The 14332-nt window shown below is 60.7% G+C and carries 14 protein-coding genes; 7 read left to right on the top strand and 7 right to left on the bottom strand.

Annotated features, from left to right (window positions below):
- The 3 genes from EOA24_RS02060 to EOA24_RS02050 form a co-directional block, all read right to left on the bottom strand.
- A partial coding sequence (locus EOA24_RS02060; RefSeq protein WP_348633063.1) for a radical SAM protein occupies positions 1–485 on the bottom strand: 485 nt, incomplete at its 3' end.
- 84 nt (positions 486–569) lie between these two features.
- A complete protein-coding gene (gene panD, locus EOA24_RS02055) occupies positions 570–1019 on the bottom strand; it encodes an aspartate 1-decarboxylase (RefSeq protein WP_127409520.1) in 450 nt (149 codons plus the stop codon).
- A 324-nt stretch (positions 1020–1343) separates the two neighbouring features.
- A complete protein-coding gene (locus tag EOA24_RS02050; RefSeq protein WP_127409519.1) occupies positions 1344–2090 on the bottom strand; it encodes a 3-oxoacyl-ACP reductase family protein in 747 nt (248 codons plus the stop codon).
- Positions 2091–2373: 283 nt separating this feature from the next.
- On the opposite strand from EOA24_RS02050, the gene EOA24_RS02045 reads away from it, so the two are divergent.
- The 4 genes from EOA24_RS02045 to EOA24_RS02030 are packed head-to-tail and all read left to right on the top strand — an operon-like array spanning position 2374 to position 6304.
- The gene (locus EOA24_RS02045; protein WP_127409518.1) at positions 2374–3660 is read left to right on the top strand and encodes a Re/Si-specific NAD(P)(+) transhydrogenase subunit alpha; all 1287 of its coding nucleotides are present in this window, start codon (positions 2374–2376) and stop codon (positions 3658–3660) included.
- Positions 3660–4085 carry an NAD(P) transhydrogenase subunit alpha gene (locus tag EOA24_RS02040; protein ID WP_127409517.1) on the top strand — a complete coding sequence of 142 codons (426 nt, stop codon included), beginning with the start codon at positions 3660–3662 and terminating at the stop codon, positions 4083–4085. Before EOA24_RS02045 ends, EOA24_RS02040 begins: the two co-directional genes overlap by 1 nt.
- Before the next feature lies 1 nt (position 4086).
- Positions 4087–5484: an NAD(P)(+) transhydrogenase (Re/Si-specific) subunit beta gene (locus tag EOA24_RS02035; RefSeq protein WP_127409516.1), complete on the top strand. Its 1398-nt coding sequence runs from the start codon at positions 4087–4089 to the stop codon at positions 5482–5484.
- A gap of 13 nt (positions 5485–5497) precedes the next feature.
- Entirely contained in the window at positions 5498–6304 is an 807-nt protein-coding gene (locus EOA24_RS02030; RefSeq protein WP_127409515.1) for an SDR family oxidoreductase, read from the top strand.
- A gap of 76 nt (positions 6305–6380) precedes the next feature.
- Here EOA24_RS02030 and EOA24_RS02025 read toward each other — a convergent pair whose 3' ends face one another.
- Complete coding sequence (locus EOA24_RS02025; RefSeq protein ID WP_127409514.1) at positions 6381–7370, bottom strand: zinc-dependent alcohol dehydrogenase family protein; 990 nt, start codon at positions 7368–7370, stop codon at positions 6381–6383.
- Between the two features lie 100 nt (positions 7371–7470).
- Here EOA24_RS02025 and EOA24_RS02020 point away from each other — a divergent pair, with 100 nt between their 5' ends.
- Positions 7471–8367 carry a LysR family transcriptional regulator gene (locus EOA24_RS02020; protein WP_126087313.1) on the top strand — a complete coding sequence of 299 codons (897 nt, stop codon included), beginning with the start codon at positions 7471–7473 and terminating at the stop codon, positions 8365–8367.
- Between the two features lie 91 nt (positions 8368–8458).
- On the opposite strand, the gene EOA24_RS02015 is transcribed toward EOA24_RS02020, so the two are convergent.
- The 3 genes from EOA24_RS02015 to EOA24_RS02005 form a co-directional block, all read right to left on the bottom strand.
- Positions 8459–9574, bottom strand: a complete 1116-nt coding sequence (locus EOA24_RS02015) for a branched-chain amino acid ABC transporter substrate-binding protein (RefSeq protein ID WP_127409513.1) — start codon at positions 9572–9574, stop codon at positions 8459–8461.
- A 76-nt stretch (positions 9575–9650) separates the two neighbouring features.
- Positions 9651–10235 carry a hypothetical protein gene (locus EOA24_RS02010; protein WP_126087315.1) on the bottom strand — a complete coding sequence of 195 codons (585 nt, stop codon included), beginning with the start codon at positions 10233–10235 and terminating at the stop codon, positions 9651–9653.
- A 182-nt stretch (positions 10236–10417) separates the two neighbouring features.
- Positions 10418–12124, bottom strand: coding sequence for a sigma 54-interacting transcriptional regulator (locus tag EOA24_RS02005; RefSeq protein WP_245501741.1), 1707 nt, complete (start codon positions 12122–12124; stop codon positions 10418–10420).
- A gap of 114 nt (positions 12125–12238) precedes the next feature.
- Here EOA24_RS02005 and EOA24_RS02000 point away from each other — a divergent pair, with 114 nt between their 5' ends.
- Complete coding sequence (locus tag EOA24_RS02000) at positions 12239–13495, top strand: CoA transferase (RefSeq protein WP_245501740.1); 1257 nt, start codon at positions 12239–12241, stop codon at positions 13493–13495.
- 57 nt (positions 13496–13552) lie between these two features.
- Complete coding sequence (locus tag EOA24_RS01995; protein ID WP_127409512.1) at positions 13553–14332, top strand: enoyl-CoA hydratase-related protein; 780 nt, start codon at positions 13553–13555, stop codon at positions 14330–14332.

The following is a 14332-nucleotide window of genomic DNA, read 5'->3' as shown; positions in this document are numbered from 1 at the left end:
TCGAGCCCGGCCCGCTTGAGCCTCTGCGCCTGATCGAGGTCGAGCATGCCGAGCGTCATGCAGGTTTCCATGCCAAGCGCCTTCACGCCCTCGACCATGGCGACCACCTCGTCCATGTCGCGCTCCTTGGGGCTGCGCCAGGCGGCGCCCATGCAATAGCGGGTGGCACCCGCATCGCGCGCCTTCGTCGCCTCGGCGATGACGCGTTTGATCTCCATCAGCTTCGAGGCCTTGAGCCCGGACTGGTGATGGGCGGACTGGCTGCAATAGCCGCAATCCTCGGGGCAGCCGCCGGTCTTGATCGAGAGCAGGCGCGACAGCTGCACCCGGTTGGGATCGAAATTCTCGCGGTGGATCGTCTGGGCCCGGAAGAGGAGATCGTTGAAGGGCAGGTCGTAGACTGCCTGGGCCGCTTCCCGGTTCCATTGAATGGAGGCCTCGTGGGCCGACCTCAAGGCGGCGTTCAGCTGTGGTTCGGCGTTCATTCCATCTCCATCGTCAGGATGGCCATTCGGTACTGGTTCCGCCCAACTGGGGTTGAACTTTCCGCAGCGGCCAGCTTGGCCAATTTATCCGCCCACGAGCGCCGGTATCGGCAGAGCTTCGCGGACCTCATTGAGGATCGAGAAGCTGTAGCCTCCGTCCGCGCTATGCTCAACCGAATAGGTCAGGCGGCTAGCGATGCAATTGTCCTTGTCGAAGGTCAGCACGCGCGGCTTGAGCGTGGTCAGCTCTCTCTCGTGCAGATAGACCGAGTTGCAGATGATGACCTGATCGCCTGGCTGGCAGGTGCGGGCCGCGGCGCCGTTAAGGATACAGCAGCGCGATCCCCTTTCGCCAAGGATGACATAGGTCGAGATCCGTGCGCCCGAATTCTTGTTCCAGATATCTACGAATTCCATTGGCAGGATGCCTGCCTCCTCGCAATGGTCGGGGTCGAGCGTGATCGAGCCGTGGTAATCGAGGTTGGCTTCGGTGACATAGATGCCGTGCAGCTTACCGGCGACGATTTTGCGCATGCACTTCCTCCAGAACAGCTAGCGACACTAATGCAACCGCGTAGAGCCCCTCATTCGCCTCGGCGGCTACGACTGGCCGCAAAGCGACTCTCCATCAGATGCGCCGGTTTCTGGTCGTGGCCGTATGCGCTTTGATCGAAATCCAATGTGGCTCTACCGGCGTGCGCGGTGCGTACTGGGCCGTTCTGGACGTGATCGGGCCTGCCCATCATGCCTGCCACCATTTCTTTCTCGACGCTGGCACCAGCGACCGTCGTTCGCGGGCCGCTCGTGCAACGCGGGGGCTACTTTGCGAGCTGTCTACGCAGTCATATTGTTCGACTGTCAAGCGTTAGATCCGCGATCGATGGTGTACACGGAACCGGTGACGCTTGCCGCGCCTGGCCCGGCAAGCCATGCGACAAGACCAGCTACGTCTTCAGGGGTGGCGAAGCGTCCCGGCAGCGCCATGCGCGCCCGCTGATTGTCGGCGAACGCCCCATCGGCAGGGTTCATTTCCGTATCTGTGGAACCTGGCTGAACGACGTTTACGGTTATGCCTTTCTGACCGAGTTCGCGGGCGAGGGCTTTGGACATGCCAACAAGGGCGGCCTTGCTCATGGAATACAGGCTTAAGCCCGGTCGAGGCGCTCGATCAGCAAGATTGCTGCCGATTGAAATGATCCTTCCGCCCGCCTGCATTTGGCGGCCAGCCGCGCGGCAAGCTAGAAAGGGAGCTCGTACGTTGATTGCAATGGTCTGCTCAAAATCCTCGAGCGTGAAGTCCTCAATTGGCCCGGTGTGCAGAATCCCAGCGTTGTTGACGAGAATGTCCAGGCCTCCGAGCTTGGCGATCGTTTCATTCACGGCAAGATCCATTGCTTCAGCGGCCAGATTGTCGGCACGGATAGCGATGGCGCGGCGGCCGATGGCCTCCATTTCCTTGACCACTTCATCGGCTTTGTCTTTGGCCGAAGTGTAAGTGATGGCGACGTTCGCACCGTCGCGCGCAAGTTGCTTCGCTATTGCGGCGCCGATGCCGCGGCTGCCTCCTGTGACCAAGGCGATCTTGCCTTCAAGTGCAGAGCTCATCGACTAATCCTCCCGAGTGATGCCGTCGTTCTCTTCGCAATAACCATGCCATTCCGCTGGCAGCCAGGGATGGCGAGAAAAACATCAACCCAAGCGCTGACCTTCACGCGCACGCCGGTGCTGGCTGTCCTTGATAAACACATGATGTTGCCGCCGGAAACACCGGGATCCCCCAGCCTGGAATCAGACGAGTAGCTGGTAGCCAGTTACTCGGCCTCCATCCTCTCTGGCACGGGACTTGCTACTGAGCGTGGCAACGAACCCAACAGAAAGATCAACCCGTTTGGCAGCGACGCAAACCATATTCATCCCTCGTGAGCTTGATGCGAACGAGCCGCGTGTGGCGGCTTCGCCTGAGACAGTGAAACGGCTGGCGGGCCTGGGCTTCGAGGTGATCGTCGAGAAGGGCGCCGGCCTCGGCTCCCGCATTCCCGACCAGGATTTCGTCACCGCCGGCGGCACGCTTGGAACGGCAGCCGACGCCAAAAAGGCCGATGTCGTGCTGAAGGTCCGCCGGCCGACCGATGCCGAGCTGAAGGGCTACAAGCCGGGCGCGGCCGTCATCGCCATTATGGACCCGTACGGCAACGACGCAGCACTTGCCGCGATGGCCAAGGCCGGCATCACCGCCTTCTCGATGGAATTCATGCCGCGCATCACCCGCGCGCAGGTCATGGACGTCTTGTCTTCGCAGGCCAATCTTGCCGGCTACCAGGCGGTGATCGACGCGGCCGCCGAATATGACCGCGCGCTGCCGATGATGATGACGGCGGCGGGCACCGTGCCGGCGGCAAAAACCTTCATCATGGGCGTCGGCGTCGCCGGCCTGCAGGCCATCGCCACCGCGCGTCGCCTCGGCGCCGTCGTCACCGCCACCGACGTGCGCCCGGCGGTGAAGGAGCAGGTGCAGTCGCTCGGCGCGAAGTTCCTGGCGGTCGAGGACGAGGAGTTCAAGGCCGCCGAGACCGCCGGCGGCTACGCCAAGGAAATGTCGAAGGAATACCAGGCCAAGCAGGCGGCGCTGACGGCCGAGCACATCGCCAAACAGGACATCGTCATCACCACGGCGCTGATCCCCGGCCGTCCGGCGCCGAAGCTGGTTTCGGCCGCCATGGTCGCCTCGATGAAGCCAGGCTCGGTGATCGTCGACCTCGCCGTCGAGCGCGGCGGCAATGTCGAAGGTGCTCAACCCGGCAAGGTCGTGACGACGGAAAACGGCGTCAAGATCGTCGGCCATCTCAACGTGCCGGGGCGTGTCGCCGCATCCGCCTCGCTGCTCTACGCCAAGAACCTCTACGCCTTCCTCGAGACGATGGTCGACAAGGCGGAGAAAGAGCTTGCCATCAAGCGCGACGACGAGCTGGTCAAGGCGACGATGCTGACCGATGGCGGCAAGATCGTGCATCCCAATTTCGCCAAGGCGACCGAGGCGCCGCGCACCGAGCCGGCGGCCATTGCCGCGACGATCATGGTCGCTGACGCCTCCGACAAGCCTGCTGCCAAGAAGACGGTGGCAAAGAAACCTGCCGCAGCCAAGTCGCCCTCGTCCAAGCCAGAAGGGACCGCGTGATGGAACAGCTGCAGAAAGCCCTCGATCAGCTCGACCAGGCGATCGCCGCCGTTCGCCTCGCGGTGCAGGATCTCGCCAACAACGCGCCGGGCGCGGCCGATGCCGCAAGCGGCGCGGCGCATGCGCTCTCGGGCGGCGCCATCGATCCCTTCGTCTTCCGCTTCGCCATCTTCGTGCTGGCGATCTTCGTCGGCTACTATGTCGTGTGGTCGGTGACGCCGGCGCTGCACACGCCGCTCATGGCCGTCACCAACGCCATCTCCTCGGTCATCGTCGTCGGCGCGCTGCTTGCCGTCGGCATTGCCGCTTCCGGCCTCGCCGCAGGCTTCGGCTTCGTCGCCCTGGTGCTGGTCTCGGTCAACATCTTCGGCGGCTTCCTGGTCACCCAGCGCATGCTCGCCATGTACAAGAAGAAGGAAAAGTGACGTGACCGTCAATCTCGCTTCCTTCCTCTATCTCGTCTCCGGCATCCTGTTCATCCTGGCGCTGCGCGGCCTGTCGCATCCGACCACCAGCCGCCAGGGCAATCTCTACGGCATGATCGGCATGGGCATTGCTCTTTGCACCACGCTGGCGCTGGCGACCCCTTCGGCCGGACGCTTCGGCCTGATCGTGCTGGGGCTTGCCATCGGCGGCGGCATCGGCGCCGTCACCGCGCGCCGCATCGCCATGACCTCGATGCCGCAGCTGGTCGCCGCCTTCCACTCGCTCGTCGGCTTTGCCGCCGTCATGGTGGCAGCCGCCGCCATCTACGCGCCGGAAAGCTTCGGCATCGGCACGGCGGGCGACATCCATGCCCAGGCGCTGGTCGAGATGAGCCTCGGCGTGGCCATCGGCGCCATCACCTTCACCGGCTCGGTCATCGCCTTCCTCAAGCTCGACGGCCGCATGTCCGGCAAGCCGATCATGATCGGCGGCCGCCACCTCATCAACATCGTCCTCGGCGTCGCCCTGGTGGTGCTGATCGTGCTTCTGGTCACCACCGAGTCCAAGCTGATTTTCTGGCTGATCGTCGCGGCATCGCTGGTGCTCGGCGTGCTCCTGATCATCCCGATCGGCGGCGCCGACATGCCGGTCGTGGTGTCGATGCTGAATTCCTATTCGGGCTGGGCGGCGGCTGCACTCGGCTTCACGCTCGGCAATCTGGCGCTGATCATCACCGGCGCGCTGGTCGGCTCGTCGGGCGCAATCCTGTCCTACATCATGTGCAAGGGCATGAACCGGAGTTTCATCTCGGTCATCCTCGGCGGCTTCGGCGGGGAAACGGCCGCGGCTGCCGATGACGGTATCGAGCGCACCGTCAAGCAGGGTTCGGCCGACGACGCCGCTTATCTGATGATGAACGCACAGAAGGTCATCATCGTGCCCGGCTACGGCATGGCGGTCGCCCAGGCGCAGCACGCGCTGCGCGAAATGGCCGACAAGCTCAAGGCCAACGGCGTTGACGTGAAGTACGCCATCCATCCGGTCGCCGGCCGCATGCCCGGCCACATGAACGTGCTTCTGGCGGAGGCGAACGTCCCTTACGACGAGGTGTTCGAGCTGGAGGACATCAACTCCGAGTTCGCGCAGGCCGACGTCGCCTATGTCATCGGCGCCAACGACGTCACCAACCCGTCCGCGCGCGACGACAAGTCCTCGCCCATCTACGGCATGCCGATCCTCGACGTCGACAAGGCCCGCACCTGCCTGTTCGTCAAGCGCTCGCTCGGCTCCGGCTATGCCGGCATCGACAACACGCTGTTCTACAAGGACGGCACCATGATGCTGCTCGGCGACGCCAAGAAGATGACCGAGGAAATCGTCAAGGCCATGGATCACTGACGATGGGTGGCCTTTGACTGAGTTCTCAACGACGTATGAGGCTCTAGCGCCGAAGAAAGTTGCACTGGTAACCGGGGCTAGCCGCGGCATTGGTCGGGCTATCGCGTTGGAACTCGCAAAAGCCGGCTTTTCCCTTTGCCTAGCTGCGCGCGACAGCCAGTCTCTAGCGGAAACGCAACAGGCTGCGACAGCACTTTCTGGCAAGCCAGCAGCTGCCATTATTGCAGATCTGAAAAAGCCTGACGCTCCACACCGTTGCATCGAGTTTGCACTAGGCCAGTTCGGCCAGCTCGATCTTCTGGTCAACTGCGCAGGCGCCACCAGGCGTGGAGAGTTTCTGGATTTTACCTTGGAGGATTGGCTGGATGGGTTCGCGCTCAAGTTTCATGCGAGCGTGCTTCTATGTCAGGCGGCGTGGCCGCATCTGGCTTCACGCAGCGGCTCAATAATCAACATTATTGGATCGAGCTCTCGCACGCCAAGCGCAGATTTCACAATTGGCGGCGCGGTCAATTCCGCGCTGCTGAACCTTACAAAGGCCTTGGCTGACAAGGGAAGTCGCGATGGCGTTCGTGTGAACGCAGTAAACCCGGGCTATATCAAATCGGGTCGGTTGTACGCCCGTATCGAGTCCCTGATGAAAGAGCGACAGTTGAGCGAAAGCGCCGCCGAGGAAGAACTGCTCACGGCCTACCAGATCGGACACTTCGGAACCCCAGAGGATGTAGCGCAGCTTGTTGCTTTTCTTGCCTCCGATCAGTCTGCCTACATCCAGGGCGCCACAATCGATATCGACGGCGGCGCTACCCGTGGGATCTAGTTTGATGGTCTCCTCCGGTTTCTAGCGTCTGAGCGGCCATTTGCGCCGCTCAGACGCTAATTGATTTGCGACGCCTCTAAAGCGACACAACCACTTTGCCAAATTGCTCGTTCGATTCGAGATATCGATAGGCCTCAACGATATCTGCAAAATCAAAGGTCTTGGCGATAACAGGCTTCAGTGATCCGTCAGTCAGTCCGTCGACAATGAATGTCTTGGCAGCTTCGAGGCGGCGTGGGTCCTGAACGATCTCGTGCACAAGATAACCGCGCAGCGTCAGACATTTGCCCAACACCGTGAATAGCGGGAAGGGGGTGGGCTCGGGGCTGAGCCCACCATATTCGAGCAGAATGCCACCGCGGGACATGGCAGCGGTCAGCGGATTGAAAATCGGGCCACCAACAGCGTCGAGAACGACCCGCACGCCGGTCGAGCCGGAAATTGCCTTCAGCCGGGCTTCTAGGTCTTCCTCGTTTGCCGCGATCACCTGGGTAGCGCCGAAACCGAGCAACGCCTGCTTCTTGGCTGAAGATCGCGTGATGGCAATTGGCGTGGCGCCAACCCTATTCGCGATCTGAATGGCTGCTAGTCCGACACTGCTTGACGCTGCAGTAATGGCGACGAAGTCCCCGGCGCGCAGTCGGGCGATCTCGATCAAAGCGCCATACGCCGTGAGAAACTGCATCCATAAAGCGGCAGCAGCTTCGAAGCTGAGGCTCGCAGGGTGCTTGACGATGTGCACGGCCGGGAATGTGGCGAGTTCGCCGTGGGCCGGATATTCGATCATCGAGATCGGCGGAATAGTACTGACAACGTCACCTGGCGCGAAGCCGCTGACGCCAGCACCGACGGCATCAACGATGCCGGCGGCCTCGAGGCCAAGACGCGAGGGCAATTCAGGGGTCTCGATATAGGTGCCGGCGCGCATCAGCGCTTCGGCGCGATTGAGGCCGATGGCCTTCACGCGAATGCGGACTTCCCCAGGGCCAGGAGGCGCCACATCGATAGTGTCGATGCGCAGGACTTCCGGCCCACCAAACTCATAAAAACGAACGACTTTTGTCATTGTGACTCCTAACGATTTCCATCGAATTGGCTTTACCATGCGTTAATTGCCGGGATATACGGGTCGAAATGCAGATCAGACAAAACTATAAGTTTGGAATATGGACCGTCTCACAAGTATGACCGCTTTCGTCAAAGCCGTAGATCTCGGTTCGTTCGAAGCGGCGGCCTCTGCCCTTCAGATGTCCGGGCCGATGGTTGGAAAGCATGTGCGCTTTCTGGAGGAACGGCTCGGTGTTCGACTGCTGAACCGCACCACGCGAAGGCAGAGCCTGACCGACATTGGCAAGATCTACTACGAGCGATGCCGCATCATTCTTACCGAGGCTGAAGCCGCCGACGCGCTCGCAGCCGATCAGCTCTCGGAGCCACGAGGTAAGCTGAGAGTTACAATGCCGGTCCATTTTGGCCGGCAATGCGCTGCCCCCGTGATGCTGAATCTGGCCAAGCGCTATCCTGGTTTGGAGTTGGATCTCTCTTTCACCGATCGGCTTGTCGATCTTGCTGAGGATGGGTTCGACCTCGCAGTCAGGACAGGAGAATTGACCGATAAGGCCGGCCTGATGGCCAGGCGTCTCGCGCAGCAACACATGATCGTCTGTGCTTCGCCGGGCTACATTGCCGAGCGTGGCCTGCCGCAAGATCTGTCCGATATCATGCAGCATGAGACAGTGGTCTATTGGCGCGCCGGTCCAGTTCCTCCTTGGCTGTTTCCGCGCGATGGGGAAGCGCCTTTCGAGATTGTTCCGTCGAGCCGATTTCGCTTCGATGATCTCAATGTAATTGCCGACGCCGCCGCAGCAGGGGCCGGCCTTGCATGGCTGCCCTCATGGCTGGTGCGCGCTTATATCGCCAATGGCAGCTTGAGGGATGTGTTTCCGACGGCGCCGAGCTTTCCTTACGACGCCTATGCTGTCTGGTTGCGGGCGCCGCTGATGCCAGTCAAGTTGAGGCTTGCCATAGACGAACTGGCAGCATCCTTGCCGAGATTGATGTGAGAGCTCAGGAATGGCCGCCTGGGTGTAGCGTGGCAACGGGCCGGACTGTCGTTCGACCCGCCAATATCGAGCCATCAGGCATTGGAGATCGTCATTCGGCCGCCGGTTTGAAGGTAAGGTGGCCGTCCGCGTCCTTGATCCATTGATAAACGACGAACCCTGGAAGCTTCGGATCGCCCTTGTCATCAAAAGCGATGCCGCCAAGCACCGTCTTGAAAGGCCCTTTTTCATGCATGGCCCTGGCCACTGTCTGGGGATCGTTCGAGCCCGCTGCCGCCGCTGCCCCAGCGATCACCTGGACCGCCGCGTAGGAATAGAGTGTATAGGCTTCGGGATTAAATCCTTGCGCCCTGAATCTGGCAACCACGTCCTTGTTGTCGGCATCAAGCGTGGGATCCGGACCAAAGGTATGCAGCGTACCGACAACCGCTTCCCCAGCGATTGACGGCAACTCATTAGACACAATGCCATCCCCGGACATCAGTGTTGCAGAGAGGCCCTGGTCCTTCATCTGGCGGATAAGCAATCCCGCCTCGGTATGCATGCCGCCCCAATAGACGAGCTTGACGTTTGCGTTTTTGAGTTTGCCAATCAGGCTCGAAAAGTCCTTCTCACCGAAGTTGACGCCTTCATAGGCAACCTCCTTGAGGCCGGATTCGTTCAGCACACGTCGCGTTTCGTCGGCTAGGCCTTGTCCGCCTGGCGTCTTGTCATGGACGATCGCGATATTGGCGCCTGCAAAATGTTTGGTGATGTACTTGGCCGCGACCACACTTTGCTGATCGTCACGGCCGCAGGTGCGGAAAGTGTTCCACATGCCGCGCTCAGTGTAGTTCGGCTTGGTCGTGGCGGGCGTGACCTCCAGGATTCCGTTTTCGGCATAGATCTCCGAAGCCGGGATAGAGATTCCCGCGTTGAAATGACCGACGACGAAGCGCACACCATCAGCGACAAAGCCATTGGCAACCGAGATACCCTGCTTGGGGTCCGAAGCATCGTCGTCGATCTTCAGCTTGATTTGCTCCCCATTCACGCCGCCCGCCGCGTTAATGTCGGCAACGGCCATCTCCGCGCCTTTTTGGAGCTGCGCGCCAAAGGCGGCATTGCCACCAGTGATAGGCCCAGCCACGCCGATGAGAAGATCGGCTTTGCTGGTTGCGGTAAAGGTAATCAGAATGCCCAAGGCGATCCCGATTGATCGGAACATGTCTTCCTCCCTTTTGGTTGTGCGCCTGTGAATCCGTTGCCGCGGCCCAGGCGAAAGCGCGCGCCGGATCGCGTGGTCAGCGCACGAGCGGTAGCGCTTCGGGCTGCTCGGTGATCACGAGATCGGAGATGGGTTGGTAGAAGGCCTCATTGACGCCTGCGATTGCAGCGTAAGCGGTATCCGATTTTTCAACGGATAGGCCGAGAAGCGGGGTGTGCCTGTCGAGGCCGACAGATCGGAACCATCTGGTACCGGGTCGCTCGGCATCGATTTGGGAATGGGCATCCGTCGCGGATGCTTCCGACGCGCCCTCGAATGAAACCAAGCGCAACAACTCGCCTGGTCGCAGCCTGGGTGCCGCCACCGAATGCCCGTTACGGGCTTCAAACAAGTCGCGGCTCCAATCGACGATATAGGGGCGCCATTCGAAGAAGCCCCAGTCGCTTGTATATTCCTTGGTGGTGAAGGCCTCCGCTGAAGCGATCGTCCAGAAGGCGAGATAATTTCGCCCCGATCCCGAGACGCGTCGAAATCGCTGCACGGTCAGGAAGTGTGGCTTTGCCAACATCTGCCCCAGCTTCGGACCGCTATACCACTCGTTCCAGGCGGCCTCGCGTGAGGCGTCGTTGAAGTTGCAGCGTACGACATAGGCGAGATTCATATTCATCCTCAGACAGGCGCGGCGATCTGGCCTAGTCCTGCAACCAATGTGCCAGTTAGGCTGGGAGGCTTCGGACGGTGGTAAAACATCCTTCGGGAAGGCTTAGCTGCCTTTCTGGGAGACACGGAAGTCACTGAATGCCTGTGCTGCGGACAGTGACAGCATTCCATGGGCTATCTCCGCTAACGGTCGACGTCTCCGAGGATCTTGTAGAGATAGGATCGTGAAATGCCGAGCTCATCGGCGACACGTTTCTTGTTCCCGCCATAGACTTGCATTGCTTCCCGTATAAGTGCGGTTTCGGTACGCTCGATGGCATCCTTCAACCGCGGCAGACTGGCTCGGGGCTCCCGTTCAAGCGGCAGTTCCGAACGCGCGGCGCTCGCTTCCAGGCCGCCATGTCGGATCAAGGTTTCGGTGGTGATCAGACCGTCCTCGGCAAAGATGAAGGCCCGCTCGATGACGTGACGAAGCTGGCGGACATTGCCGGGCCATGTCCGCTCCATCAGATAGGTCGCCGCGCTCTCGCTCATCTTCGGCGCCGGTCTACGGTGAATACGCGAGAACTCATCCAGGAAATGCGCAGTAAGCAGTTCGATGTCCTCAACACGCCTGCGAAGCGGCGGCACTTCGATGACGACCGGTGAGATCCGGTAGTAGAGATCGAGACGAAACTTCTCTTGCGAGACGAATGACTGCAAATCCCGGTTGGTTGCCGATACGAGGCGAAAGTCGACATGCCGCGGACGCTCGCCACCGACACGTTCAACGACCCGGTCCTGCAGGACGCGTAGCAACTTGGCCTGCACGTCGAGCGGCATGTCGCCGATCTCGTCCAGGAAGATGGTGCCCTCAGCGGCCTGTTCGAATTTACCCTTGCGGCCCTTCCGATCGGCGCCGGTGAAAGCGCCGCCCTCATAACCGAAAAGCTCCGATTCGACCAGATTGGCGGGGAGCGCCGCCGCATTGACCATGACAAGCGGATTGTCGCGACGTGGGCTCAAGCGGTGCAGCGCATGCGCCACCAGTTCCTTGCCCGTCCCGCTCTCGCCGGAAATCAGCACCGGGACCTCCAAGGGCGCCACCTTTGCGATCTCTGTTTTAAGGCGCTGCATAGGCGCGCTTTCGCCGATCAGGTGCTCGAGGCCGAAACTGCGCCCGCGCAAGGCGGCTGCTTCGCGGCGATGGAACTCGACCTCACCCTCCAATTGACTGATGCGCTTACTCAGCGCGGCGAGTTGTTCAGGGCCCTTGAACATGATTCGGCCGATCGCGCCGAGGGTCTTTCCGTCGCGCAGAATTGGCTGCCGCGAAACCACGCGCTCAACGCCGTTCATGCGCTGGATCTCCCCGATCTCGGGGCGCCCCGACCGCACGACCGAATCCAATCTTGTGTTTTCGATGACGCGCGCGACGGGACGACCATTGGCTTCGCCATGTCGCAGGCCAAAAAAGGCCTCGTGCACGGGCGAGATGTAGACGAGGCGCGCCTCGCGATCGACCACCGTCATGGCCTCGAAGGGATCGGTCAAAAGCTTCTCGATGATGTCGTAGGCGAAGTCGACGGAGCCGATGAATTCAAGAACCGCGTTGCGGCTCGTGCTGATCATGATGACGTCGCCATCGGCGTACGAAGAGATGAGCGCCGAATAGTCCTTGCCGCGCAACAAGAGCGGTTGCAGCCGTCGGGTTCTCGCTTCCGCTATCCATTCCCGGTCAGTTGCAAGGGCGCGCACGCGGGGATCTGCACCAGCGCCGCACGCAAAGACGACGCCCTTACCCGTCTGGGTAACCACAAGGCCTTCAATGCCCGACATCCCACCCTCCAAACGAGCAAGTGTTGTCAGAAAAGACACACCAGCGCAGTCCGCTGTACTCGATGAATACAATTAGACAGGGCTGATGTAAATCTTAGCCGGATTTCGGTTCAAGATTCTTCGCGTGAGGCTCGGGGCGCAATTGGCATGCGGCTTGCTTCGAGTGGCTTAGCAGTGAGGAACCGCATGTCGCATGACCACATGATTGCAAGAGGCTTGCCGCTCGACCAGCTTCCCGTCGCGCAAGAAGGCAACAAGGGCTTTGACCTGCTAGAGGGAGTGCGTGTGATCGATTTGACGACCTCGATCGCCGGTCCTTATGCCGCGCAATTGCTCGCCGATTTCGGCGCCGACGTAATTAAGGTCGAGCGGCCTGGCGGCGATGATGCTCGGGCATGGGGGCCGCCCTTCCTTGACGGCGAGTCGCTTTGGTTCGAAAGCGTCAACCGAAACAAGCGCAGCCTGTGTCTGGACTATAATCAGCCGGAAGGCGTGCGGGTCTTGCGCGACTTGGCCGAGAGGGCCGATGTTTTCCTGATCAACACCTCTGTAAGGGTCGCCGCAAAGCTTGGCCTTGACCAGGAAACCGTGCGTTCGTGGAACCCCCGGCTGGTCTATGTCTCAATCACAGGTTTCGGAATGACCGGGCCCCGATCTGATTTGCCCTGTTACGACCTGATTGCAGAGGGGTATTCAGGGATCATGGACGTCACCGGCGCGGCTGACGGAGATCCGCAGAAGGTTGGTGCACCCGCGGCCGACATGTTGGCCGGCCAGGACGCCGCTCTCGCGGCAATCGCGGCGTTGATGCGACGCGCCCGAACAAACGTGGGCGCAACCGTCGACATCGCTTTGGTCGATTCGATGTCGCGCTTTGTCGCCTGTCGCATCGTGCCGTTCCTAGGCTCTGGCGAAATCCCTCGGCGGTCCGGCGGTAAGGATAGTGTGATTGCAATCTACCAGGCGTTTGAGACTGCCGATGCGCCGATCACGCTTGGGCTTGGCAATGACAATATCTGGCAACGGTTCTGGGAAGCGCTCGGCAAGCACGAAATCGCTGGCGACGATCGCTTCGCCAGCAACGCCCTACGACGCGAGTGCAGGACAGAGATTGTAGGGCTGGTCCAGGAGGTTCTTCTGAGCAAGCCTCGCGCCCATTGGCTGTCCCTGTTTGCCAGGGCGCGGATACCGGCCGGACCTATAAACCGTGTCGATGACCTCGTCAGCGACCGCCACCTGCTCGAGCGCGGCCTGTTCTATACCTTGCAAAGCGGCGATCGCAAAGTTCCGCAGGTTGGCATCGGCATCCAGGTTGATGGCGAGGTCAGCAGGCCGCGGCTTGGGCCACCGCTTCTCGGCGAGCATAGCGCCGAGATACTCGAAAGTCTTTTGGGGTACGATCAGGAGCATCTCACGGATTTGCGGCGCCTGAAGGTGGTCTAGCCACAAACGAACAATGTCGTTCAGCCGGCAAACTGCAAGCAATAGGGACCAGGATCAATGAGCTACGATACAATCATCTACGAAGAAGACGGTCCGATTGGGACGCTTACGCTCAATCGTCCTGACGATGGCAATATGTTCAACCTGACAATGTGCCACGAAATCCGGGATTGCCTGAATGAGGTCCGCCGTGAAACGCGCACGCGCGTCATCGTGCTGACCGGCGCGGGCGACCAGTTCTTCTGCGTCGGTGGCCGCAAGGATGGGATGGAGGATAGCCTGCTTTATGCCGGCACGCTCCCCACTCTGGAAATGTATGAGACGATCGATCGGCTGCAGAAGCCTGTCATTGCCTCGGTCAACGGTTTCGCGGTCGGTGGCGGCAACGTTCTGCAGATGGTTTGCGATTGTACGATCGCCAAGGAGAGTGCCGTCTTCCGTCAGGTCGGGCCGATGGTCGGATCCTTCGATGCTGGCTATGGCACCTGGTACCTGGAAGATCTGGTCGGCAAGAAGAAGGCGAAGGAAATCTGGTACCGCAATCCGAAGATTCCGGCCCGTGAAGCGCTTGAGCTCGGTTTGATCAACAAGGTGGTGCCCGACGCCGACCTCAAGGAGGAGACGCGCAAGTTTGCTCTGGAGATCGCCGAGCGCGGCTCTTTTGCGCTTGCCTCGATCAAGGCGGCCTTCAACGCTCGACATGGTGGCGTGTCGGGCCTGTCCCGCATGGCACACGACCTGTTGTTGCGAGCCTATCTCGAGACGGATGAGAGCCATGAACTGGCAAGCGCCTTCACAGAGCGGCGCAAGCCCGATCCCTCCAAATTCGGGGTCTGA

It is taken from the genome of Mesorhizobium sp. M2A.F.Ca.ET.039.01.1.1 (assembly GCF_003998035.1).
Taxonomy (GTDB): Bacteria; Pseudomonadota; Alphaproteobacteria; order Rhizobiales; family Rhizobiaceae; genus Mesorhizobium.
The sequence above is the reverse complement of the archived record's forward strand: the minus strand, read 5'-3'. Positions and strand labels throughout refer to the sequence as shown.

What these genes read in the sequence shown, in the direction of transcription:
- panD (WP_127409520.1), bottom strand. Translation starts at nt 1,019, where the DNA reads ATGCGCAAAATCGTCGCCGGTAAGCTGCACGGCATCTATGTCACCGAA.
- EOA24_RS02050 (WP_127409519.1), bottom strand. Translation starts at nt 2,090, where the DNA reads ATGAGCTCTGCACTTGAAGGCAAGATCGCCTTGGTCACAGGAGGCAGC.
- EOA24_RS02040 (WP_127409517.1), top strand. Translation starts at nt 3,660, where the DNA reads ATGGAACAGCTGCAGAAAGCCCTCGATCAGCTCGACCAGGCGATCGCC.
- EOA24_RS02025 (WP_127409514.1), bottom strand. Translation starts at nt 7,370, where the DNA reads ATGACAAAAGTCGTTCGTTTTTATGAGTTTGGTGGGCCGGAAGTCCTG.
- EOA24_RS02020 (WP_126087313.1), top strand. Translation starts at nt 7,471, where the DNA reads ATGGACCGTCTCACAAGTATGACCGCTTTCGTCAAAGCCGTAGATCTC.
- EOA24_RS02015 (WP_127409513.1), bottom strand. Translation starts at nt 9,574, where the DNA reads ATGTTCCGATCAATCGGGATCGCCTTGGGCATTCTGATTACCTTTACC.
- EOA24_RS02010 (WP_126087315.1), bottom strand. Translation starts at nt 10,235, where the DNA reads ATGAATCTCGCCTATGTCGTACGCTGCAACTTCAACGACGCCTCACGC.
- EOA24_RS02000 (WP_245501740.1), top strand. Translation starts at nt 12,239, where the DNA reads ATGTCGCATGACCACATGATTGCAAGAGGCTTGCCGCTCGACCAGCTT.
- EOA24_RS01995 (WP_127409512.1), top strand. Translation starts at nt 13,553, where the DNA reads ATGAGCTACGATACAATCATCTACGAAGAAGACGGTCCGATTGGGACG.